At 64.5% G+C, this 26,800-nt stretch carries 19 protein-coding genes; 9 read left to right on the forward strand and 10 right to left on the reverse strand.

Features of this window, described 5'->3' with window-relative positions:
- The first annotated feature begins 83 nt into the window (after nt 1–83).
- Nucleotides 84–2,258: a dermonecrotic toxin domain-containing protein gene (locus ABIB24_RS15510; RefSeq protein WP_137162756.1), complete on the forward strand. Its 2,175-nt coding sequence runs from the start codon at nt 84–86 to the stop codon at nt 2,256–2,258.
- Here the strand turns inward: ABIB24_RS15510 and ABIB24_RS15515 are convergent.
- Nucleotides 2,255–3,115 carry an ABC transporter ATP-binding protein gene (locus tag ABIB24_RS15515; protein WP_137162757.1) on the reverse strand — a complete coding sequence of 287 codons (861 nt, stop codon included), beginning with the start codon at nt 3,113–3,115 and terminating at the stop codon, nt 2,255–2,257. The two genes, ABIB24_RS15510 and ABIB24_RS15515, sit on opposite strands and share 4 nt — an antisense overlap.
- A complete protein-coding gene (locus ABIB24_RS15520) occupies nt 3,112–4,701 on the reverse strand; it encodes an ABC transporter permease (RefSeq protein WP_249352803.1) in 1,590 nt (529 codons plus the stop codon). Before ABIB24_RS15520 ends, ABIB24_RS15515 begins: the two co-directional genes overlap by 4 nt.
- Before the next feature lie 297 nt (nt 4,702–4,998).
- Here ABIB24_RS15520 and ABIB24_RS15525 point away from each other — a divergent pair, with 297 nt between their 5' ends.
- Together ABIB24_RS15525 and ABIB24_RS15530 are read left to right on the forward strand one after the other, a co-directional pair.
- On the forward strand, nt 4,999–6,036 hold the full coding sequence (locus ABIB24_RS15525; protein ID WP_025337302.1) for an ABC transporter substrate-binding protein: 1,038 nt from the start codon (nt 4,999–5,001) through the stop codon (nt 6,034–6,036).
- Nucleotides 6,037–6,073: 37 nt separating this feature from the next.
- Nucleotides 6,074–6,979, forward strand: a complete 906-nt coding sequence (locus tag ABIB24_RS15530; RefSeq protein ID WP_025337303.1) for a TauD/TfdA dioxygenase family protein — start codon at nt 6,074–6,076, stop codon at nt 6,977–6,979.
- 114 nt (nt 6,980–7,093) lie between these two features.
- Here the strand turns inward: ABIB24_RS15530 and ABIB24_RS15535 are convergent, their stop codons facing one another.
- The gene (locus tag ABIB24_RS15535) at nt 7,094–8,008 is read right to left on the reverse strand and encodes a LysR family transcriptional regulator (RefSeq protein WP_075044302.1); all 915 of its coding nucleotides are present in this window, start codon (nt 8,006–8,008) and stop codon (nt 7,094–7,096) included.
- Nucleotides 8,009–8,200: 192 nt separating this feature from the next.
- Here ABIB24_RS15535 and ABIB24_RS15540 point away from each other — a divergent pair, with 192 nt between their 5' ends.
- The 5 genes from ABIB24_RS15540 to ABIB24_RS15560 all read left to right on the forward strand — a co-directional run bounded on the left by ABIB24_RS15540 (nt 8,201) and on the right by ABIB24_RS15560 (nt 16,871).
- Nucleotides 8,201–10,537 carry a TonB-dependent receptor gene (locus ABIB24_RS15540; protein WP_354316839.1) on the forward strand — a complete coding sequence of 779 codons (2,337 nt, stop codon included), beginning with the start codon at nt 8,201–8,203 and terminating at the stop codon, nt 10,535–10,537.
- 17 nt (nt 10,538–10,554) lie between these two features.
- A complete protein-coding gene (locus tag ABIB24_RS15545) occupies nt 10,555–12,231 on the forward strand; it encodes an aryl-sulfate sulfotransferase (RefSeq protein WP_085618370.1) in 1,677 nt (558 codons plus the stop codon).
- Between the two features lie 337 nt (nt 12,232–12,568).
- The gene (gabD, locus tag ABIB24_RS15550; protein ID WP_015268576.1) at nt 12,569–14,011 is read left to right on the forward strand and encodes an NADP-dependent succinate-semialdehyde dehydrogenase; all 1,443 of its coding nucleotides are present in this window, start codon (nt 12,569–12,571) and stop codon (nt 14,009–14,011) included.
- 183 nt (nt 14,012–14,194) lie between these two features.
- On the forward strand, nt 14,195–15,472 hold the full coding sequence (gene gabT / locus ABIB24_RS15555) for a 4-aminobutyrate--2-oxoglutarate transaminase (RefSeq protein ID WP_003255866.1): 1,278 nt from the start codon (nt 14,195–14,197) through the stop codon (nt 15,470–15,472).
- A 136-nt stretch (nt 15,473–15,608) separates the two neighbouring features.
- Nucleotides 15,609–16,871 (forward strand): HDOD domain-containing protein, encoded by a 1,263-nt coding sequence (locus ABIB24_RS15560; RefSeq protein ID WP_354316841.1) that lies wholly within the window; start codon nt 15,609–15,611, stop codon nt 16,869–16,871.
- A 116-nt stretch (nt 16,872–16,987) separates the two neighbouring features.
- Here ABIB24_RS15560 and ABIB24_RS15565 read toward each other — a convergent pair whose 3' ends face one another.
- On the reverse strand, nt 16,988–18,016 hold the full coding sequence (locus ABIB24_RS15565) for a GGDEF domain-containing protein (protein WP_137162763.1): 1,029 nt from the start codon (nt 18,014–18,016) through the stop codon (nt 16,988–16,990).
- A gap of 111 nt (nt 18,017–18,127) precedes the next feature.
- Complete coding sequence (gene desA, locus ABIB24_RS15570; RefSeq protein WP_039614263.1) at nt 18,128–19,312, reverse strand: delta-9 fatty acid desaturase DesA; 1,185 nt, start codon at nt 19,310–19,312, stop codon at nt 18,128–18,130.
- A gap of 146 nt (nt 19,313–19,458) precedes the next feature.
- Here desA and dibA point away from each other — a divergent pair, with 146 nt between their 5' ends.
- Nucleotides 19,459–21,354 carry a phosphodiesterase DibA gene (gene dibA / locus ABIB24_RS15575; protein WP_137162764.1) on the forward strand — a complete coding sequence of 632 codons (1,896 nt, stop codon included), beginning with the start codon at nt 19,459–19,461 and terminating at the stop codon, nt 21,352–21,354.
- Between the two features lie 291 nt (nt 21,355–21,645).
- Here the strand turns inward: dibA and ABIB24_RS15580 are convergent, their stop codons facing one another.
- Genes ABIB24_RS15580 through ABIB24_RS15600 form a run of 5 tightly spaced genes read right to left on the reverse strand, consistent with a single transcriptional unit; the run spans nt 21,646 to nt 26,756 of the window.
- Complete coding sequence (locus ABIB24_RS15580) at nt 21,646–22,290, reverse strand: methionine ABC transporter permease (RefSeq protein WP_008096606.1); 645 nt, start codon at nt 22,288–22,290, stop codon at nt 21,646–21,648.
- Nucleotides 22,280–23,389, reverse strand: coding sequence for a methionine ABC transporter ATP-binding protein (locus ABIB24_RS15585; protein WP_274078823.1), 1,110 nt, complete (start codon nt 23,387–23,389; stop codon nt 22,280–22,282). The genes ABIB24_RS15580 and ABIB24_RS15585 overlap by 11 nt, the downstream gene beginning before the upstream one ends.
- Nucleotide 23,390: 1 nt before the next feature.
- A complete protein-coding gene (locus tag ABIB24_RS15590) occupies nt 23,391–24,191 on the reverse strand; it encodes a MetQ/NlpA family ABC transporter substrate-binding protein (protein ID WP_274078824.1) in 801 nt (266 codons plus the stop codon).
- Nucleotides 24,184–25,575, reverse strand: coding sequence for an LLM class flavin-dependent oxidoreductase (locus ABIB24_RS15595; protein ID WP_354316842.1), 1,392 nt, complete (start codon nt 25,573–25,575; stop codon nt 24,184–24,186). The genes ABIB24_RS15590 and ABIB24_RS15595 overlap by 8 nt, the downstream gene beginning before the upstream one ends.
- On the reverse strand, nt 25,575–26,756 hold the full coding sequence (locus tag ABIB24_RS15600) for an SfnB family sulfur acquisition oxidoreductase (protein ID WP_354316844.1): 1,182 nt from the start codon (nt 26,754–26,756) through the stop codon (nt 25,575–25,577). The genes ABIB24_RS15595 and ABIB24_RS15600 overlap by 1 nt, the downstream gene beginning before the upstream one ends.
- Nucleotides 26,757–26,800 lie beyond the last annotated feature (44 nt).

The following is a 26,800-nucleotide window of genomic DNA, read 5'->3' on the forward strand; positions in this document are numbered from 1 at the left end:
ATCGTAGGTGGCACCCGGTTGCTGCCTTGCCAGGTGCCGCACGCAGTCCAATCACGGCTCCTCTACCTCGGAGCTTTGTGAAGATGATTCAGGACGACCCTTTTGCACGCAGCCTGGCGTGGCTCACCGATGCGCGTATCGTGATGGAAAAGGCACGGCATTACCGGGCAGCCTTCCCTGACCTGGAGGCCATGGCCTACAGGCAGGCAAGCGACTACCTGTTGCAGCACACCGGCTCGGCGCTGGACCCCGATCAAGTCTGGTGGCACAGCTTCAATACCCGTGACAAGCGTCCGGCCGCCACCTTCAGCGGTTGGTCGCACCGCTATCCCCCCGTGCATTCCATGCGTTTCACCGATTTGTGGATCCAGCGTTTCAGCCAGTACTTCCAGTACCAGGAAACTGCCTGGGCCGACGGTGGCTTCTACGATCAGGGCGACGACGCCAGTGAGTACGGTGCGCACAACGAGGTGAAGCTTGACCCGCGCAAGGTCATGGATGACTTCTGGGCGCTCAACTTCGCAGCGCAGGTGCGCGCAAAAAATGACGACTTCTGGCGCAAGGAGGGCCTGGACCTGCCGCTGTTGATCAAGGTCCGCTTTATCGCCGACATCGAAGTCAGCCTGGGTGATGGCCTGATCGAGGTCGATGATCGTACTCGGCTGTGGAGCTGGATGGGGCTTGAACCGGGGCGGCGGGTGAGCCTGTTTGCGTTGTCCGAGCCGGGTGGCGGTAGTGGGTTCGATGTACAGGCCTATCAGATGGAAGGGGCCGGGCACTTGCTGACCTTCAAGGGCAAGCAGGGACGTGTGCTGTTGTACACCCCGACTGCCACGTCCCCGCTGCGCCAGTTCAAGACTGAGCACGCCCTGCATGCCTGGGTGACCGAGCGCCTGCTGGCGGATGATGCCCAAGCCTGGTATGACACGCTGCACAAACCGCACGGACACACCGACCCGGCCGAGCGCAAGGCCCGGTTGCAAGCGGTGCGCGCGCGCTGCGGTGTGCCTGGTGCACCGCGCTGGCCCTTTGGCCAGGGCGTGCCAGTCAGCCAGCCGCTGTTTGCCGAGATGCGGGACTGGATCAGGGAAGACCTGGAGGCCAGCTTTCGTCTGCTGGTCAGCAACGGCGACCTGCGTCGCCAGCACTGGCGTGACGAGCTGAACCTGGCGATTGTCGTGCTGGGCGCCTTTGCTCTCATCAGCGAGCCGGTCGGTATGTTGTTGTTCACCGCCGGTGTCGTCGGGCTTGGGCTGGATATCGAAGCCTATGTGAATGCCCGGAGCGAGGCACAACGGCATGAGGCCTTCGCTGCGGCCATCGGTGACCTGCTGGTAATGGTTTTTTCGGCGTTCGGCGAAGCGCAGCCGAATGCGGCCCCGCGCCAGTGGGACAGCTACCTCGACGTGGACGCGACATCCAGCGACCTGCTTTCACGAGCGGTGCGCCAGCGGCACAAGGCCTTGCTGAACAAGGCCGATCTGCCGTCGTTCAAGGGGCACATGGCGCCCATGGATGAATTCGGTACGCCGCATGTCGAGCGCGAGGGCGTTCGCCATTACAGCTTCAGGCAGGAAGGCGAGGTTCACAACAACCTGATCGAGCAGTACAGCGGCCACATGGCCAAGGTCAACGATGTGTTCAGTATTGGCAGAAGGCGCCTGGCCGCGATACCTGAGGAGGAGCTGCGGGCGTTCCTCGGCCATTTGTTCGACTCGATGGCACAACTGCCAGCCAGTGAAGCGAAGGTGCTATGGCGCGGCGGTCGGGGCCCGCGCGTGACAATTGGGGCCCGTTGGCGGGCTGGCGATATCAAGGCGGGGGACGTGCTGGTCAGCACCGATATCACCTCCTTCACCGAGAGCCCGTACATCCCGCGCCGGTTCATGCTGCCCAAGGAAGCGGTCGATTTGCCGCTGGCGCAGGTGGCGGGCCATTTCGATGACACCACGGTGTTGTACGAACTGTTGGCGGATGGCCGGGCAAGCGGGGTGCCAGTCGCGCCATTGTCGCTGAACTGGCAGGAAGCCGAAGTGCTGTTCACGCCCGGCCGCTATTTCCGGATTGAGTCGGCAGGCGAGGTCAGGGGGGAGCATTATCGCTTCCTGCGTATTCGCCTGCGCGAAGTGCCGCGGCCGGCCGGCACGCCGGTTTACGCCATGCGCACCGGCTTGCTGTTCGATCGCCAGGCCTATCGGCAGCTGGTTCAGCACGACGCTGTGGTCGAGCGCTTTTTCCCGGCGGTGGACTGGGCCTAGAGGGCGATCAGTTCTGGCCGCAGCCCTTCCACCCGGCGTGCCGGGGGCACGTAGCCTCCGTCGCCGGTGATCTGGTGCAGCACCTTCTCGCGCAGGCCATGCAGGGCTGCGCCGGTGCGCAAGCGTGGGTGTGGCAGGTCTATCTCCACTACCGACTTGATCCGCCCCGGGCGCGGCTCCAGAACCACCACCCGGTCGGCCAGGTAGGTGGCCTCCTCGGCGTCATGGGTGACCAGCAGCGTGGTAATGCCGGCTCGTTCGCGAATGGCCAGCAGCTCGTCCTGCAGTTGCTGGCGGGTCAGCGCATCCAGCGCGCCGAACGGTTCGTCGAGCAGCAGGATACGCGGGCTGGCTACCAGGCCTCGGGCGATCGCCACGCGCTGGGCCATGCCGCCGGACAGCTGGTGTGGATAGGCCGACTCGAAGCCGACCAGCCCCACCAGTTGCACGAACTCGTGTACCCGCCGCGCGCGCTCACCCTGGGTGAGTGGTTCGTTGACCAGGCCCAGGGCAATGTTCTGTTCCACGCTCAGCCAGGGGAACAGCCGGTGTTCCTGAAACACGATGCCGCGTTCGCTACCAATGCCGCTGACAGTGTGGCCGTCCACACGGATATTGCCGCTGTAGTCGGTATCCAGCCCTACCAGCAGGCGCAGCAGGGTGGATTTGCCACAGCCGGAAGCACCAACGATGGCGATGAATTCACCCTGGTTGATCGACAGGTTGAAGTTGCGGATGGCTTCCAGCGGCTGGCCATCGACGCTGAACACTTTGCCGACCCCCTCGAAGCTGACCAGGGGCGGGGTGACGTCGGGCTGGTTGGCCGCGTGCAGGTGCGAGGTGTTGAAGGCGTTCATGCGGTTCTCCAGCGCGTGGCGCGCGATTCGAGGCGTTGTCCAAGGGTGCCGAGCAGGGCGCCGACCAGGCCGATCAGCAGCATGGCGGCCATTACCTGGTCCATGCGGAACAGTTGCTGGGCGCCGATCATCAGGCTGGCGATGCCACCGTCCGAGGGCATGAAGTATTCGGCACCGATGGTGCCCAGCCAGGCGTAGATCAGCGACAGGCGCAGGCCGGCAAAAATGGCCGGGGCTGCGCCGGGCAGCACCAGCAGGCGCAGGCGCTGGCACAGGTTCAGGCGCAGGGTGCGCGCGGCTTCACCCAGCTGCGGCGAGAGGCTGGCGATACCGCGCTGGGTGGCGATCAGCAACGGGAAGAACGCAGCCATGCCGACGAATACCTGCTTGGCCCCTTCACCCAGGCCGAACCAGGCTGTGAGCAGCGGCACCCAGGCAAACAGCGCCACCTGACGCAAGGCCGACAGGCTGGGCCCGAAGATACGTTCGGCATTGGCCGAAAGCCCCAACAGCAAACCGACCAGCAGGCCAGCGCTACCGCCCAGCAGCAAGCCGGCCAAAGCGCGCTGCAGGCTCAGCAGCAAGGCTTGCGGCAGCGAACCATCGGCCAGGCCGGTCAGCAGGGTGCGCAACACTTCAAGTGGCGAGGTCAGGATGTTGCTGTCGACCCAGCCAAAGCTGCTGCTGGCCTGCCACAGTGCCAACAGTGCCAGTGGCAGCAGCAGGCTTTGCCAACCCCGCGGCACGGGGCCACGGTGCTGCTCCCCTGTGGCCGCTTGCGGCCAGTACAGCAGGCGCTTTTCCAGGGCCGAGAAGCCGCGCTCCAGCAGTGCGCCGACCAGGCCGATCACCAGGATGCACAGCAGCACCAGGTCGAGCATGAACAGCTGCCGTCCCCACACCATCAGGTAGCCAATCCCTTCGCTGGAGGCCAGCAGTTCGACCGCCAGCAGCGAGGTCCAGCCGGTGGCCAGGGCCAGGCGTACGCCGGTGAGGAAGGCGGGCAGGGCAGCCGGTAGCAGCAGGCGCAGGAACAGTAGATGGCGAGGCAGGCGCAGCACCGCAGCGGCCTCTCGCAGCTTGGGCTGGGCATCGCGTACACCGACCAGCGTGTGCAAGGTAACGGGGACCACCACGGCTTTCACCAGCACCACCAGCTTGAGCAGCTCACCGATCCCGAAGAACAGCATGAACAACGGGATCCAGGCCAGGGTAGGTATCTGTGCCAGCGCCACGAAGGTTGGCAGCACCAGCGTCTGCGCCCGCCGCGAAGCACCCAGCCAGACCCCCAGCAGCAACCCGCTGCCGATGCCGACCGCCAGCCCCCAGAACAACCGCTGCAAGCTTATCCACAGGTGCCCCCACAGCTCGCCGGAGCCAAACTCCACCGCGCTCTGCCACACCAATGCTGGTGCCGGCAGAATCTGCTCGCTCATCCAGTGCTCCCGGCTGGCCACTACCCACAGCACGGCAATTGCTGCAGGCACCAGGTATGCGAGGCCTTTGTAGGAGCGGCCTTGTGTCGCGATAGGGCCGCGCAGCGGCCCCCGGAGCCACCTCCGATTCCTGCTCAGAACTCCATTCATCGGCCATCTCTCGAAGCGTTGTTAGATTATTCATTTATGGAATTAAAAATTCTAAAAAATGATTTTCAAGAGATAAGAGCATGCGCTTCATGCATACGGAAGCCCCTTGTCGTTGCGTTTTCCTCATATTTTCCATGCGTTTTCCGCAAGCCTGCCGCAGGCCCGCATGCCGCCTGATTTATGCCTTCCAGTTACTGAAGAATGAAGTTTTGATCTTTGTAGGTTCTAACCAGACCTGCCTAGCTTCTGGCCAAAGCGCCGGCCATCGCCGGTGGCAGCCTGCCAAGGAGCCTTGCCATGAAAACCCCGCTGCGCCACCTGATCACCGCCCTTGGGCTGGCCTTCACCCTCAGCGCCCACGCAGCTGAACCGGCCAAGCCAGCAAGCATCCGCATCGCCGTGCCCGACCTCAGCGCGGGCAGCAAGCCCAGCGCCGGTGGCGTGGTCGACGTGCTGCGTGACCAGCAACTGCTGGAGAAGGAATTCGCCAAGGACAACATTCGCATCGACTGGCACTTCTTCAAGGGCGCCGGGCCGGTGGTGAACGAAGCGTTGGCCAACGGCCAGGCCGATTTCGCCTACCTCGGCGACCTGGCCGCCATCGTCGGCAAGGCCAATGGCCTGGACACCCGCGTGCTGTCGGCGGGGGTACGTGGGGTGAAGAGCTACCTGGGCGTGGTGCCCGGTTCCGGCATCAAGACCCTGCACGACCTCAAAGGCAAGCGCGTGGCGGTGTTCCGTGGCACCGCCAACCAGCTGTCGTTCGCCAGCGCCCTGGCCAGCCAGGGGCTTAGCGAGCGCGACCTGAAGGTGATCAACCTGGACTTCAACGCCGCCAATGCCGCACTGGCCGCCAAGCAGATCGACGCCACCTGGGGCCTGTCCAACCTGCTGTCGCTGCGCGAGCGCGGGCTGGTAGAGCTACCGGTCAACTCGCATGACCTGGAAGGTGCCGGCAGTACCCAGGCGGTACTGCTGGGCACTGGCGATTTCATCCGCAAATACCCCGAGCTGGTGCAGCGCCTGGTCAATGCCCAGCAACAGGCCAGCGCCTGGCTGCGCGACGAACACAACCGCGAGGCCTATGTCGAGCTGGTAGCCAGCAATGCCAACTGGCCGCGCAGCATCCTCAACGACGACCTGGCCAAGGAAGACCTGGCCCATTACTTCGATCCACGGCTGGACGCCGAATTCGTCGGCCAGCTGCAACAGGGCGTGGACCTGGCCGCCAAGGAGCGCCTGATCCGTCGTGGCTTCCAGGTGGCCGACTGGATCGAACCACGCTTCCTCGATGCCGCCCTGCAACAGAAGCAGGCCGTGCAGGCCGCCCGCTGAACCCCGATAACCCGACAATGACCGCAAGGACACGACCATGAGCAACGCCGCCCTGGCCACCGCGCCACAAACCCTCGAACTCGACATCCACCCGGTTGCCGGCCGCATCGGTGCCGAAATTCGCGGGGTGCAATTGTCCGCCGACCTTGATGCCGCCACCCTCGACGCCATCCAGGCCGCGCTGGTGAAGCACAAGGTGATCTTCTTCCGTGGCCAGACCCATCTGGATGACCAAAGCCAGGAAGCCTTCGCCAAGTTGCTCGGTGAGCCGGTCGCCCACCCCACCGTGCCGGTGGTGGATGGCACCAGCTACCTGTTGCAGCTCGATGGTGCCGAAGGCCAGCGGGCCAACTCCTGGCACACCGACGTGACCTTCGTCGACGCCTACCCCAAAGCCTCGATCCTGCGCAGCGTGGTGGCACCGGCATCCGGTGGCGACACCGTGTGGGCCAACACCGCCACGGCCTACCAGGAGCTGCCCGAGCCGCTGCGCGAGCTGGCCGACAAACTGTGGGCGGTGCACAGCAACGAATACGACTACGCCAGCGTGAAGCCCGATGTGGACCCCGCCAAGCTGGAGCGCTATCGCAAAGTGTTCACCTCGACGGTGTACGAGACCGAGCACCCGGTGGTGCGCGTGCATCCGATCAGTGGCGAGCGGGTGCTGCAGCTGGGGCACTTCGTGAAGCGCATCAAAGGTTATTCGCTGGCGGATTCGCAGCACCTGTTCGCGGTGCTGCAAGGGCATGTGACGCGCCTGGAGAACACCGTTCGCTGGCGCTGGCAGGCGGGGGACGTGGCCATCTGGGATAACCGCGCGACGCAGCATTATGCGGTGGATGATTACGGGACCCAACCGCGGGTGGTGCGGCGGGTGACCCTGGCGGGTGAGGTGCCGGTCGGGGTGGATGGGCAACTCAGCCGCACTACGCGTAAAGGCTGATATCGCCGGGGCCGCTTTGCGGCCCTTTCGCGACACAAGGCCGCTCCTACAGGCGATCGCATACCCTTGTAGGAGCGGCCTTGTGTCGCGAAACGGGGGCAAAGCCCCCGCCAGCTACAACTCGGTATCACAGGCAATCAACTGCCTGACCAGCCCCTGAGCCAACGGCGATAGCCCATACCCCACCCGGCTCACCACCCCATAACGGGTATAGAACGCTTCTTCCTGCTCCACCGTCAGGTCGGCCAGCTGCAATGCCACCAATCCCCCGTCACGCTGATACGGCCGCAAGTTGGCATTGCAGGCAATGCCGATGGTGTCCGAATGCATCACCACATTCAGCAGTGCATAGCCATGCTCGCACTCCACCGTCGGCAGAAAATCCTGCCGCCCGCTGAGGTCGCTGAGGATCTTGCGGATGTTCGGCGGGCGGAAGGTGGTAGCCAGTGGGTAGTCGAACAGGTCGCGCGCCCGCACGCTCTCGCGCTCGGTCAACGGGTGCCCGACGCGGCAGCAGAAATGCCAGCGCTGCGGCGTCAGCTTGTGCACCTGGTAGTCCGGGTCGGACTCGAACTGGCGGGTGTCAGCGACGAAGAACTCGATCTCCTCGGCAACCAGCTTGCGGTTCAGCGCCTGCCAGTTATCCACCTGGAAGCAGGTACGCGCCGCGGGGTATTCGGCGACGAAGCGTGCCACCGCCCGCGGTACCAAACCCCCTGCCGGCGCCGGGCCGGAGCCGAAACGTACCACGCCGGTAGTGGCACCGTTGAACTGATGGATCTCGTTGACCAGGTTGTGCGCCCCATGCACCAGCCGCCGCGAATGCTCCAGCACCAGCAGGCCCTGGCGAGTCGGCGCCAGCTCCTTGCTGGCGCGGTCCACCAGGCGGCAGCCGATGTTGTGCTCGAGGGTCTGGATGCTGCGGCTGAACGCTGATTGCGACAGGTTCACCGCAGCCGCCGCAGCAACGAAGCTGCGGTGCTCGACAAGGGCAATGTAGTGGCGCAGCTGACGGAGATCGATATGCATTTTTTACATTGAAACTTTCGGTCGAATGCAATTGCTGACAAGGGTTAGCCCCCTTATAAAGGGAGTCACTTATTCCACAAAATATGAATTACAAATATTTATATCACATAAAAGAATATAAGCCCGACTGACCGCGATTCGGTTCCGCCAACGGAAATGCTCGCCAGGGCCCATGCCTCAAGGAGCATTTGCATGTCCGGAGTTTCCCGTTGGCCTGCGCGCGCGTCGCGTTTCACCTTGCAACCCTTGGCTGCCGGCGTGCTGCTGGCGGCGTCCTCTGCCAGCTTCGCCGAAGAACCGATCACTGCCACCCCGGCGGTGGAGCAGGAAGCCAAGCTCGGCACCGTCACGGTCAATGCCCGCCGCCGCGAAGAAACCGCGCAAAGCGTGCCCACGCCGATCAGCGTGCTCGACAGCGAAACCCTGGAAAGCCAACGCATCTACCGCGTGCAGGACCTGCAGCAACTGGTACCCAGCACCAACGTCGCCTACGTTCATGCCCGCCAGTCGAGCATTTCGATCCGTGGCCTGGGCAACAACCCCGCCAGCGATGGCCTGGAAGGCAGCGTCGGCATCTACCTGGACAACGTCTACCTCGGCCGCCCCGGCATGGCGGTGTTCGACCTGCTGGACGTGGAGCAGTTGGAGGTGCTGCGCGGCCCGCAAGGTACGCTGTTCGGCAAGAACACCACCGCCGGTGTGCTCAACATCACCACGCGCAAGCCCACCTTCCACCGCGAGGGCAGCATCCAGCAGTCGATTGGTGAAGACGGCTACCTGCAAACCCAAGGCAGCTTCTCGGGGCCGATCAGCGACACACTGGCCGGGCGCATCAGCGCCTATCGCACCGAAGACGACGGCTATGTGAAGAACATCCACAACGGCGACGACCTCAACGGCGGCAAGCGCCAAGGTTTTCGTACCCAGCTGCTGTTCAAACCGAGCGAAACCTTCAACCTGCGCTGGATCGGCGAATACAACGAAGAAGACTCCGACAACGGCATCCTCAGCCTGTACAGCACCGGCCCTACCATCAATGGCGTCAACCGCTATGAAAGCCTGGCCGCCCAGGCCGGCGCGACGTTGGTGTCGGGCAAGCACCGCAAGGTCAACTTCGACGCCGACCAGCAGGTGACGGTGTTCCAGGGCGGCACCTCGGTGGAGGCCAACTGGACCCTGCCCAACGACTTCACCCTGACCTCGATCACCGCCTACCGCTGGTGGGACTTCACTCCGCGCAACGACGACGGCCTCAACGTGCCGGTGTTCTACAGCGCCGGGGTGTCGGTGCGCGACAAGCAGTACTCGCAGGAAATCCGCCTGGCTTCGCCCACCGGTGGTGCCTTCGACTACGTGCTGGGCGCGTACTACTTCAAGCAGGACCTGGACAACAAATCCTTCACTTTCTACGGGCCGCAGGCGGACATCTGGAACCTCACCCCGGCCGGCGCCCTGGCCAACGTCGACACCATTGGTAATGGGCACATCGACACGGACAGCTACGCGCTGTTCGCCCAGGGCACCTGGCACATCACCGACCGCCTGGACTTCACCGCCGGCGTTCGCGGCACCTATGAAGAAAAGAGCGCCTGGGTGACCCGCGATGCACCAACCGGCGGTGCGGCAGTAACCGGGGCCGCCGCAGCAGCACGCCAGGGCCGGGTAGGCGCCTACGATTCAGGCGACCTCAACCAGTACAGCTTCAGCCCCTCTGGCCTGCTGGGCCTGAGCTACCGCTTCAACGAGCAATTGCTGGGCTACGCCACCCTGACCCACGGCGAGAAGTCTGGCGGCATCAACCTTACCGTTGGCGCTGCGCCACGGCTGGGCACCGATTCGCTGCTGGTCGGCACCGAGCGGGTCAACAACGCCGAACTCGGCTTGAAAAGCTCGCTGTTCGACGACCGCCTGCAGCTCAATACCAACCTGTTCTGGGCCGAAGTGCATGGCTACCAGGCCAACGTCTACGACCAGATCAACCGCGTGCAGTACCTGGCCAACGCCGGCCGCGTGCGCTCGCGTGGCCTGGAGTTCGAAGCCACGGCGCTGCCGCTGCGCGGCCTCACGGTCAACTTCAACGGCTCGTGGAACGACGTGCGCTACACCGAGTACAAAGACGCCCCATGCCCGCCGGAAGTGAGCCTGGCCAATGCCACTGCCACCTGCGATTTGTCCGGCCACCAGGTGGTCGGCGCCTCCAAGTACATCGCCAACCTCAACACCCAGTACAAGTGGCAGGCCAGCGAGCACATCGAACCCTACGTCACCGCCAGCTACGCCTTCCGCTCCAAGGCGGTGGGCACCATCGACGACTCCGATTTCGGCCAGATCCCCAGCTACGCGCTGGTCAACCTTTCCGCCGGTGTGCGCCTGGACCAGGGCGACGGCGTGGTCGACCTGTCGCTGTGGGTGAAGAACGCCGGTGACAAGACCTACTTCACCAGCCTGTGGAACTCCGCCAACGGTGGCTATGCCGGCGTGCTCGGTACCCCGCGCACTTTCGGCGCCACCGCCCGTTACGACTTCTGAGCACAAGGAGCTATGCCATGAATGCCAAGACCGAAACCCCTGCATTGCCTGAAGGCGCCTGCCTGACCGCCAAGGTTCCCGAACGTGACGAGGCGCTGCTCGGCGACGTGGTGGTCAACCCGTATCGCCTGGCGCCGCTGACCGCGATCATTCGCGATGGTGGGCGCAGCCTGAGTGCCGCGCACGTGCGCGTGCTGGGGCGGGGCGAGCGCGGTGTGGACATCGCCTACGAGGTGTCCGACCGTTCGTTGTGGACCTATGGCGGCATCCCGGTATTCGGCCTGTACCCGGATCACGTCAACCAGGTGGAAGTGACCTACAAGCTCGACGGCGAGCGCATCCGCGAGCAGTACCAGATCTACGCCCCGGCCGTGCGTCTGCCGGTGGTGGCCAGGCAGACCGCTGCCTTGCCTGAGGTGCAGCCGGTCAAGGTAGCGCCAGGTTTTGAAAAGCGCCTGTACCTGTTCAACCATCTGCAGGGGGACATCCCGGGCGGGCGCGCCTTCAAGTGGAATGCCCTGGGCGGCGCGGCGGAATGGGACCAGGTGGGCAACAACTGGATCGCCGACAGCAATGGCGATGTGCGCTGGTACCTGGACATCGAGCAGATCCACGACTCCAACCGCCGCGATGGCCTGGGCGGAACCATGGGCTTCCAGCAGACCCGTGACGGCAAGCTGATCTGGGGCCAGGGCCAGACCTACTCCAAGTACGACCTGCTGGGCCGGCGCATCTGGCAGCGCAGCCTGCCCGACAAGTTCGCCGACTTCTCCCATGAAATCCGTGAGACCGCCAATGGCACCTACCTGCTGCGGGTGGGCACCAGTGACTATCGCCGGCCCGACGGCAAGCGCGTGCGCTCGATCCGCGACCACATCATCGAGGTCGACGAGGCCGGTGATGTGCTGGACTTCTGGGACCTCAACCAGATCCTCGACCCGTACCGTGGCGACCTGCTGGAAACCCTGGGCAAGGCAGCCATCCAGTTGCCGGCCGGGGTGCAGAAACAGGACGAGCGGCTGGCCAACGAACTGGCCGAGGGTGACCTGCCCTTTGGTGACACCCCGGGGGTGGGCACCGGGCGTAACTGGGCGCACGTCAATGCCATCGACTACGACGCCGATGACGACAGCATCATCGTTTCAGCACGGCACCAGGGCGTGGTGAAGATCGGCCGCGACAAGCAGGTGAAGTGGATTCTCGCCTCGCCCCAAGGCTGGCCTGAGCGTCTGCGCGAGAAAGTGCTGAAGCCGGTGGCGAGCGAAGGCTTCGACTGGTCCTGGACCCAGCACACCGCCTGGCTGACCGGCAAAGGCACACTGACCGTGTTCGACAACGGCTGGGGCCGCGACTTTGCGCCGACCAGACTGACCGGCAACTACAGCCGGGCGGTGGAGTACCGCATCGACGAGGCCAAGGGCACGGTCGAACAGGTGTGGGAATATGGCAAGGAGCGCGGTGACGAGTGGTACAGCCCGGTGACCTCGGTGGTGGCCTACCGGCCGGAGACCGACACCCAGTTCATCTACTCGGCGTCGGTGAACTTCCTGACCCCGGAGAAACTGACCACCACCGTGCTCAACGAGGTGCGGCGCGGGACTCAGGAGGTGCTGGTGGAGCTGAAGGTGCACAGCCGGCAGCCGGGCAGCGTGGGTTACCGGGCCCTGGTGATCGACCTGGCCAAGGCCTTCTGACCCATCCCTTCCGGGAGGGCCGTCGGTCCTCCCATCACATTTCTTCAGCTCGTTCGTCTAACCTGTACTGGCCTCTTCGCGGGCACGCCCGCTCCCACAGGTACTGCACCGAGTTCGAAACCGGTGGGGTACCTGTGGGAGCGGGCGTGCCCGCGAAGAGGCCCGTTGCCATTATGCAAATGATGAAATTTCCGCCAGGGTGTTCAACCATTCGTTCTTTTTTTCGAACAGCCTATTGTCCAACACCCCAGCAGCCGCTTAGCATTCGTTTGAGATTTCAAACGCTCGATGCCCTGCCTTGGGCGCTTTTCAACAATCAACAATTCGGGAAGCCGACATGCAGCTCAAAGACGCTCAGTTGTTCCGCCAGCAAGCCTACATCAATGGTGAGTGGCTGGATGCGGACAACGGCCAGACCATCAAGGTCACCAACCCGGCCACTGGTGAAGTCATCGGTACCGTGCCGAAGATGGGCACCGCGGAAACCCGCCGCGCCATCGAAGCCGCCGACAAGGCCCTGCCGGCTTGGCGTGCCCTGACCGCCAAGGAGCGTTCGGCCAAGCTGCGTCGCTGGTTCGAACTGATGATCGAGAACCAGGACGACCTGGCTCGCCTGATGACCACCGAACAAGGCAAGCCGCTGGCCGAAGCCAAGGGCGAAATCGCCTACGCTGCCTCGTTCATCGAGTGGTTCGCCGAAGAAGCCAAGCGCGTCTACGGTGACACCATCCCGGGCCACCAGCCAGACAAGCGCCTGATCGTCATCAAGCAGCCAATCGGCGTTACCGCGGCCATCACCCCGTGGAACTTCCCGGCCGCCATGATCACCCGTAAAGCCGGCCCGGCCCTGGCCGCTGGCTGCACCATGGTGCTCAAGCCTGCCTCGCAGACCCCGTACTCCGCCCTGGCCCTGGTCGAGCTGGCCCACCGTGCCGGCATCCCGGCTGGCGTGCTGAGCGTGGTTACCGGCAGCGCTGGCGAAGTTGGCGGTGAACTGACCGGCAACTCCCTGGTCCGCAAGCTGTCCTTCACCGGCTCGACCGAAATCGGTCGCCAGCTGATGGAAGAATGCGCCAAGGACATCAAGAAGGTTTCCCTGGAGCTGGGTGGCAACGCCCCGTTCATCGTGTTCGACGACGCCGACCTGGACAAGGCGGTCGAGGGCGCGATCATCTCCAAGTACCGCAACAACGGCCAGACCTGCGTCTGCGCCAACCGTATCTACGTGCAGGACGGCGTCTACGACGCGTTCGCCCAGAAGCTGGCCGCCGCTGTTGCCAAGCTGAAGATCGGTAACGGCCTGGAAGAAGGCACCACCACTGGCCCGCTGATCGACGGCAAGGCTGTCGCCAAGGTCCAGGAACATATCGAAGACGCCGTTGGCAAAGGCGCCAAGGTACTGTCCGGTGGCAAGATCATCGAAGGCAACTTCTTCGAGCCGACCATTCTGGTCGACGTACCGAAGACCGCTGCCGTCGCCAAGGAAGAGACCTTCGGCCCGCTGGCGCCGCTGTTCCGCTTCAAGGACGAGGCCGAAGTCATCGCCATGTCCAACGACACCGAGTTCGGCCTGGCCTCGTACTTCTACGCCCGCGACATGAGCCGTGTGTTCCGTGTTGCCGAAGCCCTGGAATACGGCATGGTAGGTATCAACACCGGCCTGATCTCCAACGAAGTGGCACCGTTCGGTGGCATCAAGGCTTCGGGCCTGGGCCGCGAAGGTTCCAAGTACGGTATCGAGGACTACCTCGAAATCAAATACCTGTGCATCAGCGTCTGATAGCACGGTAACGGCTTTACCTCTGCCAGCGGGGCGCGAGAGCGACGTCTCGCTGGCCTTTTTTACATCGCAGTACCTGGTGGCCAGGGCGTTCACGGCAGTCGATCAACGAATACTGTTCGCGAGCACTCCCAGCCACCCCCGAATAAAAGCGCCACTCCAAACCGGCGCAATGAGGGCATTATGAGCAAGACCAACGAATCCTTGATGCAACGTCGTGTCGCCGCCGTCCCACGTGGCGTTGGCCAGATCCACCCGATCTTCGTCGATACCGCGAAGAACTCGACCGTGATCGACGTTGAAGGCCGCGAACTGATCGACTTCGCCGGCGGCATCGCAGTACTGAACACCGGCCACCTGCACCCGAAAGTGGTTGCGGCCGTGCAAGAGCAGCTGACCAAGGTCAGCCACACCTGCTTCCAGGTGCTGGCCTACGAACCTTATGTAGAGCTGTGCGAAAAGATCAACAAGCTGGTCCCAGGCGACTTCGACAAGAAGACCCTGCTGGTCACCACCGGCTCCGAAGCCGTTGAAAACGCCGTCAAGATCGCCCGTGCCGCCACTGGCCGCGCTGGCGTCATCGCCTTCACCGGCGGCTACCACGGCCGTACCATGATGACCCTGGGCCTGACCGGCAAGGTCGTGCCGTACTCCGCTGGCATGGGCCTGATGCCAGGTGGCATCTTCCGCGCCCTGTTCCCGAGCGAACTGCACGGCATCAGCGTTGACGACGCCATCGCCTCGGTCGAGCGCATCTTCAAGAACGACGCCGAGCCGCGCGACATCGCCGCGATCATCCTCGAGCCGGTACAAGGCGAAGGCGGCTTCCTGCCAGCGCCGAAAGAGCTGATGAAGCGCCTGCGCGCCCTGTGCGACCAGCACGGCATCCTGCTGATCGCCGACGAAGTACAGACCGGCGCTGGCCGTACCGGCACCTTCTTCGCCATGGAACAGATGGGCGTTGCGCCTGACCTGACCACCTTCGCCAAATCCATCGCTGGCGGCTTCCCGCTGGCCGGTGTGTGCGGCAAGGCCGAGTACATGGACGCCATCGCTCCTGGCGGCCTGGGCGGCACCTACGCCGGTTCGCCGATCGCTTGCGCCGCGGCCCTGGCCGTGATCGAAGTGTTCGAAGAAGAGAAACTGCTGGACCGCAGCAAAGCTGTGGGTGAGCGCCTGACCGCTGGCCTGCGCGAAATCCAGAAGAAGTACCCGATCATCGGTGACGTCCGTGGTCTGGGCTCGATGATCGCTGTCGAAGTCTTCGAGAAAGGCACTCATACCCCGAACGCTGCTGCCGTTGGCCAGGTTGTCGCCAAGGCGCGCGAGAAGGGCCTGATCCTGCTGTCCTGCGGCACCTACGGCAACGTCCTGCGTATCCTGGTTCCGCTGACCGCCGAAGACGCTCTGCTGGACAAAGGCCTGGCTATCATCGAAGAGTGCTTCGCTGAAATCGCCTGATGTGACGTGCTTCAGAAAAAACCCGCTTCGGCGGGTTTTTTTTGTGCCCAGGAAAGCCGTGGGGCGCTATCGTTGTCGGAGGATTTGCTCAGGAAGCTGCGACGGACTGTGTGTCAGGGCTATTCAGGAGTTGGCGATGAACGCTGCAGACCCCACCCCACCAAGCGTACTGATTGTCGAGGGCGACCCCTGGGTACGCGACATGCTCAGCGAAATGCTGCTGAGCGTGCGCTGTGATGCCCGGCTGCAGGTCTGCGCCGACGGCTCGCAGGCCTTGAGTGCGCTGTCCAGCAAACCCGACCTGATCATCGCCGCGCGCGAACTGGCCGGTGTCGATGGCCTCGACTTGTTGCGCAAGGTGCGTGCCAAAGGTCCGGGGTTGCCGTTCATTCTCATGAGCAACCGCAGCGACAGTGCCAGTGTGCGCGAAGCACTGCCCTTGCACCCCACGGCCTACCTGAGCAAGCCGCTGAACCTGGACACCCTGCGCAAGCGCCTGGAAGAGTTGCTGTTGGCGGTTGGCGAAGAGATCGCCTGCCCGGTGCCGGCCTTGCAGGCAGGTGCCAGCCTGCCGGCCTACCTCGAACAGCGTCGCGCTACCGCCGATGGCGGGCCGCTGCTGGCCGATGTGCAGGTGGCGATCAAGCGCGCGCTCAACCCCCAGGGCTTGAACCTGAGAGTGCTCGAAGAGGAAGTGCAGGGCGACCCGCAGATCACCGCCGTGCTGATCGCTGCGGCCAACAGCGCAGCGCTGCACCGCGAAGCACCGGTGCAGACGTTGCTGCAGGCCTTGAACAAGCTTGGCAGCACCCAGAGCATGAACCTGATCCTGGGCATGACCCTCAAGCGCAGTGCGCGCCTCAGCGACCCGCTGCTGGCGGAGCATGCGGCCCGTTACTGGGGGTTGTCGCTGCACGCTGCCGAATATGGCCGCACCTTGGCACGCATGCTCGAGCTGGACGAAGGGCGTTGTTATTGCGCGGGGTTGCTGCATTGCCTGGGCGACCTGGCGGTGCTGCGTTGCCTGCAGGAATGGCGGCTGGCCGGGGGCGAGCTGGATGAGGACCAGGTGCAGCTGTCGCTCAACGAGTTCGGGGCGGCGTTCGGCTCGGCGCTGCGTACGCGCTGGCGGTTGCCGCTGGGGTTGCGCGAGTTGATTGCGGCGATCTACCAGCTGGGCGGCGGGGTGTATTCGCGGGAGATCCTGGCCATGAACCTGGCCGGGCAACTGTCGCGGCTGCCGGCCGAGCAGGGGCTGGAGAAGGTGGCCAGCAGCAAGACCGCGCGGCTGCTCAAGCTTGGCCTGCCGGAACTGAGGCGGTTGCGTAAGGTGGAGAACCCGGAGGTGAAACCGCAGCAGGAAGAACCGCCTTTAGCTGAGGGTGAAGTTTCGGGCTGAGATCTTGGGGCCGCTTTGCGGCCCATCGCGACACAAGGCCGCTCCTACACGGGTGCGCGGTTGCCTGTAGGAGCGGCCTTGTGTCGCGATAGGGGGGCAAAGCCCCCCCCAAAGGCTCAGCCGCGGACGATCTGGTTCTTGCCCTGCCGCTTGGCCTGGTACATCGCCGCATCGGCCCGGGCATACAGGCTGTCCAGTGCCACATCCTCGTCAGTCAGCCCGGTCAACCCCTGGCTCACCGTCACCCCGTAGGTCTGCTCCCCATGGCTGAAGCTCAGCCGCTGGATCTGCCGCTGCAAGCGCTCGGCAATCTGCTCCGCGACCTGGGCACTACAGCCGGGGAACACTGCCGCGAACTCCTCGCCACCAATGCGCCCGAACAGGTCACCTCGGCGTAGCACGGCCTTGCCGCTATCGGCGATCTGCTGCAACACCTGGTCGCCTTCCTGGTGACCGTAGCTGTCGTTGATGCGCTTGAAGTCGTCGATGTCCAGCAGCAGGAAGGCCAGTGGCGTACCGTCTTCGCGGGCGCTGTCGAAGGCTTGCTGGGCGCATTCGAAAAAGTGCCGGCGGTTGCTGCTCTGGGTCAGCACGTCGGTGGTGGCCAGGCGCTGCAGTTCACCTTCGAGCTGCTTCTTCTCGGTGATGTCTTCGGCGATGCCGACGATGATCACCCGGTCGCCATCGCGTTGCTGGTTGATGTAGCACTTGTCGCTCAGCCAGCGTAGCTGGCCGTCGGCATTGAGGATGCGGTACTCGCGGTCTTCCACCGAGCCCTTGAGCAGTACCTGGGCCAGGCTGCGCTCGGCGAACTCCAGGTCGTCGGGGTAGATGCTGTCGCGCCACTCGTTGTAGTCGGCCAGCACCAGGCTGGCCGGGCGGCCGAAGATGCGCTCGTAGGCGGGGCTGACGTACAGCACCTGACGGGTTTCCCAGTCGAAGGCCCATAGCACCGCGTTGACGCTGTCGAGCAGCGAGCTGAACAGCTGCTCGCGCTCGCTCAGGCGGGCAACCTCGCCCTGGGCGTGGAGCAGCGCAAGCAAGGTCTGGGCGGCTTCGGGAGGCGGGGTGCCGGGCAGTGTCGTTGGAATGTTCTTGGCCATGTGCACGGAGCAGATCTCGGCGTGAAAGCGTGCGGCCAGCATCTGGCCCGCCACGCGGGCGATGTGCCAGATATGAGTGTAAACGAGAGGGCGAAGTTCCGGGCGGCACGCCCCGCCAAAGGGGCGTGCCGATCAACGGCGGTCAGGCGCCGGTCAGGCGCCGGTCGGGCGCAGGGAGTAGGTCTTGAGCTGTGCCGCGAAGTCGCGCAGGGCGTGGATGCCGCTGGTTTCCGCCTCGTGTACCCAGTCCTTCATGGCGGCCAGCATGTCGTGGCCGTTGGCGCTGGTGCGCGCCCAGATCTGCTGCAGGGCCAGGCGTTTTTCGTAGATGGTCTTCAGCGCCTGGCTGTGGGCGAGCATCGACTCGATGCGCACATGGTGGCGGTCTTCCAGCAGGCTGGTCTCGCGCGACAACAGGCGCTTGGCGCGGCGGAAGTGGTGGCGCAGCGAGGCATCGACGCGGGCCAGTTCCTGCTTGACCAGCGGGCCGATCACCAGCTTGCGGTACTGGGCCATGATCTGGAAACGGTTGTTGAGGATGGCCATGGCGGTGTCCATGTCCAGGCTGGCCTTGCCGGCCACCCGGTGGGCGATGGGCGCGACGCGCTGCACCTTTGCCAGGCGCAGCAGGCAGAACAGGCGGATCCACGCCCAACCCATGTCGAACTCCCAGCGCTTGACCGACAGCTTGGCCGAGTTGGGGTAGGTGTGGTGGTTGTTGTGCAGCTCTTCGCCACCGATGACGATGCCCCACGGCACCAGGTTGGTCGCGGCGTCGCGGCACTCGAAGTTGCGGTAGCCGAGAGCGTGGCCCAGGCCGTTGACCACGCCGGCGGCCCAGAACGGAATCCACATCATCTGCACTGCCCAGATGGTGATGCCGATGGTGCCGAACAGCAGCAGGTCGATTACCGCCATCAGCGCGATGCCGCCCAGCTTGTAGCGCGAGTAGAGGTTGCGCTCGATCCAGTCGTCCGGGCAGTTCTTGCCGTAGATGCGCAGGGTTTCGGGGTTGCGCGCCTCTTCCCGGTAAAGCTCTGCACCCTTGCGTAGCACCGTGCCAAGGCCCTTGTACAGCGGGCTGTGCGGGTCGTCGGGGGTTTCGCATTTTGCGTGGTGCTTGCGGTGGACGGCAGTCCATTCGCGGGTGTTCTGCGCCGTGGTCAGCCACAGCCAGAAACGGAAGAAGTGCTTGAGCGCGCCATTGAGCTCCAGGGCCCGGTGCGCGGAATAGCGGTGCAGGTAGACCGTGACGCTGACGATGGTCACGTGGGTCATCAACAGGGTGATGCCGACCAGTTGCCAGGCCGACAAGTCGAGCAGGCCGTTGTACCACATAGGTGTAAATACCCTCGGAATGCAGGAGGAGGGGCTGATTATCCCTTGGGCAGGAAATAAATACAGTCACCCGTTCAGATAGGAAGTCACGACATGTTTCAGCCTTTATAATGCCCCATCATTTTTTATGGGCAATTGCACCCGACATGTCTGTTTCCGTTCGCGACGCCTTGCGCATGGCTGCGCTGTATGTGGTGCTCTCGATCCTCTGGCTGACGCTGGCCGAGGTGGTGTTGCACAGCATGACCGAGGATCCCCTGGCACTGACCGTGGGCCGGCAGATCAACGTGGTGGTCTGGGTGCTGATGAGCGCCTTGCTGATCTATGTATCACGGGTGCGGCTGCTCGACTTCATCGGCGTTGGCGCGCGTATGCGTGGTGAAGACCGTGAACGCCTGCGCATGGCTGCGGCAGTGTTCGACAGCACCCTCGAAGGCGTGCTGGTGACCGACCGCCATGGCCTGATCGTGCACGTCAACCGTGCCTTCATGCGCATCACCGGCTACCAGCAGGACGAGGTCATCGGCCAGCGTCCGAACAAATTCAAGTCGGGCCGCCATGGCCTGGCGTTCTACCAGCAGATATTCGCCACCCTGGCGGAAAAGGGCGAGTGGAGCGGCGAAATCTGGAACCGGCGCAAGAGTGGTGAAATCTACCCGCAGTGGCAGACCATTTGCGCCATCCGCGACGATGAAGGCGAGCTCAGCCATTACGTGGCGGTGTTCAGCGACATCAGCGCGATCAAGCATTCGGAACAGGAACTGGCCTACCTGGCCCACCACGACCCGCTGACCGACCTGCCCAACCGCCTGCTGTTCAACGACCGGGTCGAGCAGGCCCTGGCGGCAGCCCAGGCCAACAAGCGTGGTTGTGCCCTGCTGTTGCTGGACCTGGACCACTTCCAGAGCATCAACGACGGCCTTGGCCACACCATTGGCGACCAGTTGCTGAAACTGGTGGGCGAGCGCCTGGGTGAGGTGCTGGGCAGCGGCGTGACCCTGGCGCGCCTTGGGGGCGACGAATTTGGCGTGCTGGCGGAAAACTGCCATGAGGTCGGCCAGGCGGGCAAGCTGGCGCAGGGCATCATCGAGCGCATGCGCGAGCCGTTCCTGTTCGACGGTCACCGCCTGTTCATCAGTGTCAGCGTGGGCATCAGCCTGTTCCCCAGCGATGCCTTGAGTGCCGAGCAGTTGCTGCGCAATGCCGACTCGGCGTTGTACAAGGCCAAGAGCAACGGGCGGGCCTGCTATGCGCTGTACACCGAAGAGCTGACCGCCCACGCCCAGCAGCGGGTTGAAACCGCCGGCGAACTGCGCCGGGCCCTGGAGCAGGACGAGCTACGGGTGTTCTACCAGCCGGTGCACGACCTGGCGAGTGGCCGCCAGGTCGGCGTCGAGGCCCTGGTGCGTTGGCAGCACCCCCAGCGCGGCCTGGTGCCGCCGGGCGAGTTCATCCCGATTGCCGAGCGTACCGGGCTGATTGCCGAGATCGACGCCTGGGTACTGCGCCAGGCGTGTCGGCAGATGGTGCGATGGCAGGGTGAAGGGCGGCAGCTGGCGTTCGTGGCGGTGAACATCTCCAGTCGCCTGTTTGGCCAGCACGAGCTGTACCAGCAGGTGGCCGAGGTGCTGCACGACACCGGCCTGGACCCGGCCTTGCTGGAGCTGGAGGTGACCGAGAGCGCGGTGATGGAGGACCCGGAGGTGGCTCTGGAGCAGTTGCATCGCCTGCGCGAGCTGGGGGTGACCCTGGCCATCGACGACTTCGGTACCGGTTATTCATCGCTGCTGCGGTTAAAGCGCTTGCCGGTGCAGAAGCTGAAGATCGACCAGGGCTTCGTTGCCGGGTTGCCGCTGGATGAGGACGACATCGCGATCGTCCGGGTGATCATCGCCCTGGCCCGCAGCATGGGCATGCAGGTGCATGCCGAGGGCATCGAGCAGGCAGAGCAGGCCAGTTTCCTGCTGCATGAGCTGTGTCAGCTGGGGCAGGGGTACTGGTTCGGGCGGCCGGTGCCTGCCGGGGATCTTCGCTGGGGTTGAAGGCCCCTTCGCGGGCATGCCCGCTCCCATAGAATAGAACTGCACATAACTCATTGAATCAGCAGGGACCCTGTGGGAGCGGCTTTAGCCGCGAACACCGGCGCAGCCGGTGCCATGCACCGCGTTGGATTCTTCGCGGCTAAAGCCGCTCCCACAGGGTACGAGGATCGCTTGCGAATTCAGTTATCTGCGCGACAGCGCAGCCCAAAGGGCTGGGCCATCTCCCACAGGGATATCGTTGTATTCAAGCCCTGTGCAGTACCTGTGGGAGCGGGCGTGCCCGCGAAGCATTCAGCGCTTGTTCAAGCCTTTCGCCAACCGGTCTCCACCCAGCTGGATCAACGCCACCAACGCCACCAGCATGGCAATCACGGTCAGCATGATCTGGCTGTCGAAGCGCTGGTAGCCATAGCGGTAGGCGATGTCCCCCAGTCCCCCGGCACCGATCGCTCCGGCCATGGCCGAGGAGTTGATCAGGGTCACCAGGGTAATGGTGAAGCCCCCGACAATCCCCGGCAGCGCCTCTGGCAGCAGCACGTGCCAGACAATGTGCCAGCGTCGGCAGCCCATGGCCTGCGCAGCCTCCACCAGGCCGTGGTCGACTTCGCGCAGGCTGACCTCGGCAATCCGCGCGAAGAACGGCGTGGCGGCAATGGTCAGTGGCACCACCGCCGCCCACACGCCATAGGTGGTACCCACCACCAGGCGGGTGAAGGGGATCAGCGCGACCATCAGGATCAGGAACGGTATCGAGCGGAACAGGTTGACGAAGGCACCCAGCACCCGGTTCAGCAGCGGCGCCTCGAAGATCCCGCCTTTGTCGCTGGTGACCAGCAGCACCGCCATCGGTACCCCCACCAGCAGGGCGATAAGCGACGACACGCCAACCATCAGCAGGGTATCGAGCAAGCCTTCCAGCAGGCGATCAAACCACATGGCCCAGTACCTCCACGTCCTCGGCCCAGCGGCGGGCGCGTTCCAGCAATTGATGGGTGTCGTGCGGCGAGTGCTGCACCGACAGGATCAGCTGCCCTAGGGCATGCTCGCCAATGGTTTCCACACCGCCCTGCAGCAGGCGCACGCGGCCGCCAAGGTCGTTGAACAGGGCAGACAGTTCGGGCTCGCCGAGCAGGGTCAGCCTCAGCACCACGGCACTGTCGCGGCTTGTCGGGCTGGCCCGCAGGCTGGCTTGCAGCGTGGCTGGCAACCTGGCTTGCAACGGTGCCAGCAGGGTACGGGTGACTTCGTGGCGTGGTGAGCCAAACACCCGCCAGACCTCACCCTGCTCGACCACTTCTCCACGTTCCAGCACCACCACCCGGTGGCAGATATCGCGGATTACCGCCATTTCATGGGTGATCAGCACGATGGTCAGGCCCAGGCGCTGGTTGATGTCGCGCAGCAGTTCGAGAATGGAAGCGGTGGTCTCCGGGTCCAGCGCCGAAGTGGCCTCGTCGCACAGCAGGATCTCGGGGTCATGCACCAGCGCCCGGGCAATGCCCACGCGCTGTTTCTGCCCGCCGGACAGCTGCGCCGGGTACACGTGGTGCTTTTCCTGCAGGCCGACCAGCTCCAGCAGTTCGCGCACCTTGCGCTGTCGTTCGGCCTTGGCCACGCCGGCCACCTTCAGGGGCAGCTCGACGTTCTGCCACACGGTCTTGGCCGACATCAGGTTGAAGTGCTGGAAGATCATGCCGATACGCCGACGCAGGGCTACCAGGTGGTCCTCGTCGAAGGGCGCGATGTCTACCTGGTCGATCAGCACCCGGCCCTGGCTGGGTTGCTCCAGGCGGTTGATGGTACGCAGCAGCGATGACTTGCCGGCGCCGCTGCGGCCGATGATGCCGAAGATCTCGCCATGGCGGATGTTCAGGTCGATGCCTTGCAAGGCCGGTTGCGCCTGGCCCGGGTAGGTCTTGCCCAGGCCGATGAAGCGCACATGGGCTTCATTGACCTCCGGGCGCAAGGCCTGCTCCCTGGCCGTTGGCGGCAGTGGTTGTGCGGTGGGCGCCCGGAGCGCGCTGGCCTGGCTCATGTCAGCCCTCCCAACCGGCCTGGTAGAGCTTGCCGTGGGCTTTGTCCAAGGCTGCGCGCACCACTGGCGAGTGCTGGTAGATGTCGACGAACTTGGCCAGGCGTGGGTCGTCCTTGCTTTGCGGGCGAATGACGAACTGAATCACGTACTCCTTGTTCTCCAGGCCGTCGAACAGCAGAGCGGAGCCAGCGTCGAAGCTGTTGGCCAGGCGGATGTAGGCCGGGTAGCCCTGCACCAGGTCGGCGTCGTCATAGGCGCGAACCAGCTGCACGGCCTCGACCTGAAGGATCTTCAGTTTCTTCGGGTTGGCGACGATGTCGTCCTCGGTGGCCTTGTAGCCGACCCCCGGCTTGAGGGTGATCAGCCCGGCCTTGGCCAGCAGCTGCAGGCCACGGCCGCTGTTGATCGGGTCGTTGGCGATGGCCACGCTGGCACCTTCGGGCAGGTCGGCGAAGCTCTTGTACTTTTTCGAGTACAGGCCGACGTTGTTGATGATGCCCGGGGCGTAGGGCACCAGGTTGAAGCTCGCGGCCGCCTTGGCGTTTTCCAGGAACGGGATGTGCTGGAAGTAGTTCACGTCGATGTCGCCGCTGTTGAGGCTGACATTGGGTGCGATCCAGTCGCTGAACTCGACCAGCTTCACTTCCAGGCCTTGCTTGTGCGCTTCTTCCACTGCGGCTTCCAGCGGGATGGCAAAGGCCGAGGTGGTGCCGATTTTCAGCGGTTCGGCAGCCAGCGTGCTGGCGGACAGGCCGAGGGTGAGGGCAATGGCCGCGACGGGCCGGAACAGTTTATCAAGCATGGTGCAGGGCTCCAGTCGGGGCAGGGGTAGAGGTAAAGCGGTAAGCCGCGCCAGGGTGGTCGGCGGGCAAATGCGGGTGGTCGGCCTGGAACAGTTTTTCGCGCAGGGTGCCTTCGGCGTAGGCGGTCTTGTAGCGGCCACGCTGTTGCAACTGCGGGATGACCAGGTCGATGAAGTCCTCGAAGCTTTCCGGGGTTACGGTGCGTGTCAGGTTGAAACCGTCCAGGCCGGTTTCATCGATCCAGGCGATCAGCTGTTCGGCCACCTGCTCGGGCGCGCCGACCAGGGTCACGTAACGGCCACCCAGGGCGTGCTGCTGCAGCAGGCGCCGGCGGGTCCAGGCGTTGTCCTGCAACTGGCGCGTGGCCGACTGGATGGCGTTGCCCTGGCTGAAGGCAATCGGCTCGTCCAGGGCGTAGGCGGCGAAGTCGATGCCGGTGGACGCTGCGAAGTGCGCGACCCCGGCCTCGGCGCTGGCATGGCGCAGGTACTCGGCATGCTTGGCCTGGGCCTGCTGCTCGGTGGCGGCGACGATCACCGTGATGCCCATGAACACCTTGACCGCTTGCGGGTCGCGGCCAGCGGCCTGGGCGGCGGTGCGCACCTTGTCGACCTGGGCGCGGGTGGCGGCCTTGTCCTGGCCACTGATGAACACGCATTCGGCATGGTTGCCGGCGAAGGCCAGGCCACGCTGCGAGCTGCCGGCCTGGAACAGTACCGGTGTACGTTGCGGCGAGGGCTCGCACAGGTGGTAGCCGTCGACCTTGTAGAACTCGCCCTGGTGGTTGACCTTGCGCACCTTGTCGGGCCTGGCATAGACGCGCTGCTGGCGGTCGGCGACCACGGCATCGTCGGCCCAACTGCCTTCCAGCAGCTTGTACAGCACCTGCAGGTACTCGTCGGCCTGGTCGTAGCGGCGGTCATGCTCGGGTTGCTGCGTCAGGCCCATGGCCCGGGCAGCGCTGTCGAGGTAGCCGGTGACGATGTTCCAGCCCACCCGCCCATTGCTCAGGTGGTCCAGGGTGGAAAGGCGCCGGGCGAACAGGTACGGCGCTTCGTAGGTGAGGTTGGCGGTAAGGCCGAAGCCCAGGTGGCGGGTGACGGCGGCCATGGCCGAGACCAGCAGCAGCGGGTCGTTGACCGGTAGCTGGATCGACTCCTTGAGGGTGACGTCCAGCGACTGGCCGTAGATGTCGTAGGTGCCGACGATGTCGGCGATGAACAGCCCGTCGAACAAGCCGCGCTCCAGCAGGCGCGCCAGGTTGGTCCAGTAATCCAGGGTCTTGTACTGGGTCGAGGTATCCCGTGGGTGGGTCCACAGGCCGTGGTTGATGTGCCCGATGCAGTTCATGTTGAAGGCATTGAGCAGGATCTGTTTGGCCATCAGATGGTCCCCCGGCGTGGTGGGTTGGCATCGTTGAGGTAGTAGTTGCCGATGGCGTGGTACTTCCAGCGCACCGGGTCGTGCAGGGTGTGCACGCGGGCGTTGCGCCAGTGGCGGTCGAGGTTGTGTTCGGCCAGGGTGGCCTGACTACCGCCCAGTTCGAACAGGGTGGTGCCGGCCGCGAGGGAAATCTCGGTGCTGATGGCACGGGCCTCGGCCACCGCGATGGAGGCGGCGGCCACGTTGTCGGCAGTGCTGTCGTCGCGGGCGCGGTCCAGGTATTCGCCGGCGCGCTCCAGCAAGGCTTCTGCGGCGTGCAGGCGGATCGCCAGGTGGCCGAAGCTTTTCAGCGTCAGCGGGTCATCGCTGGCCTTGTCCAGGCCGGAGTCGACCCAGGGGCGGCTGCGGGTGCGCACGAAGTGCAGGGCATCTTCGTATGCGGCGCGGGCGATGCCGGTGTCGATGGCGGCATGAAGGATCTGCGCCAGCGGGCCGACCGGGGTGGGGCGTTCGAAGGCGCTCTGGAACGGCACCACGTCGGCGGCGCTGACGTACACGTTGTCGAATACCACCGAGCCACTGCCGGTGGTGCGCTGGCCGAAGCCGCTCCAGTCGTCGATCACCTGCAGGCCCTGGCTGTCGGCCGGGACGAAGGCCAGGTGCTGCACGCCCTGTTCATCGACCACCGAGGTGGGAATGCGCTGGGCGTAGATGGCGCCGGTGGAGTAGAACTTGCGGCCGTTGATGCGAAAGCCATCGCCATCGCGGGTCAGGCGAGTGGTGCGCTCGTTGGCGGTCTTGGTGCCCAGTTCGGCCAGGGCGTTGCCGAAGCGGCTGCCAGCCAGTACTTCGGCGTACAGACGCTGTTGCTGTTCGGGTGTGCCGTTTACCCGCAGCACTTCCAGGCCATAGAAATGGTTTTGCGGGATTTGCCCGAGCGAGCCGTCAGCCTGGGCGATGCGGGCGATGACCTTGGCCAGGGTTACGTTGGACACGCCGGCGCCGCCGAAGGCCTTGGGCACGCTGATGGCCCACAGGCCGGAGCGGGTGAACAGTTCCAGTTCGGCGTGCGGCAGACGGCGCTCGCGGTCGCGCAGGGCGCTGTCGCGGCGCAGGTGTCGGGCGACTTCTTCGGCGACGTTCAGGGCTTCGGTGTCGCTGGCGATGATGTTTGTAGTCATGGTGTTTCTCCGGGGCCTTGGGGCCGCTTTGCGGCCCATCGCGA

It is taken from the genome of Pseudomonas sp. UYEF17 (assembly GCF_040546125.1).
In the GTDB taxonomy this organism is placed as follows: Bacteria; Pseudomonadota; Gammaproteobacteria; order Pseudomonadales; family Pseudomonadaceae; genus Aquipseudomonas; species Aquipseudomonas putida_Z.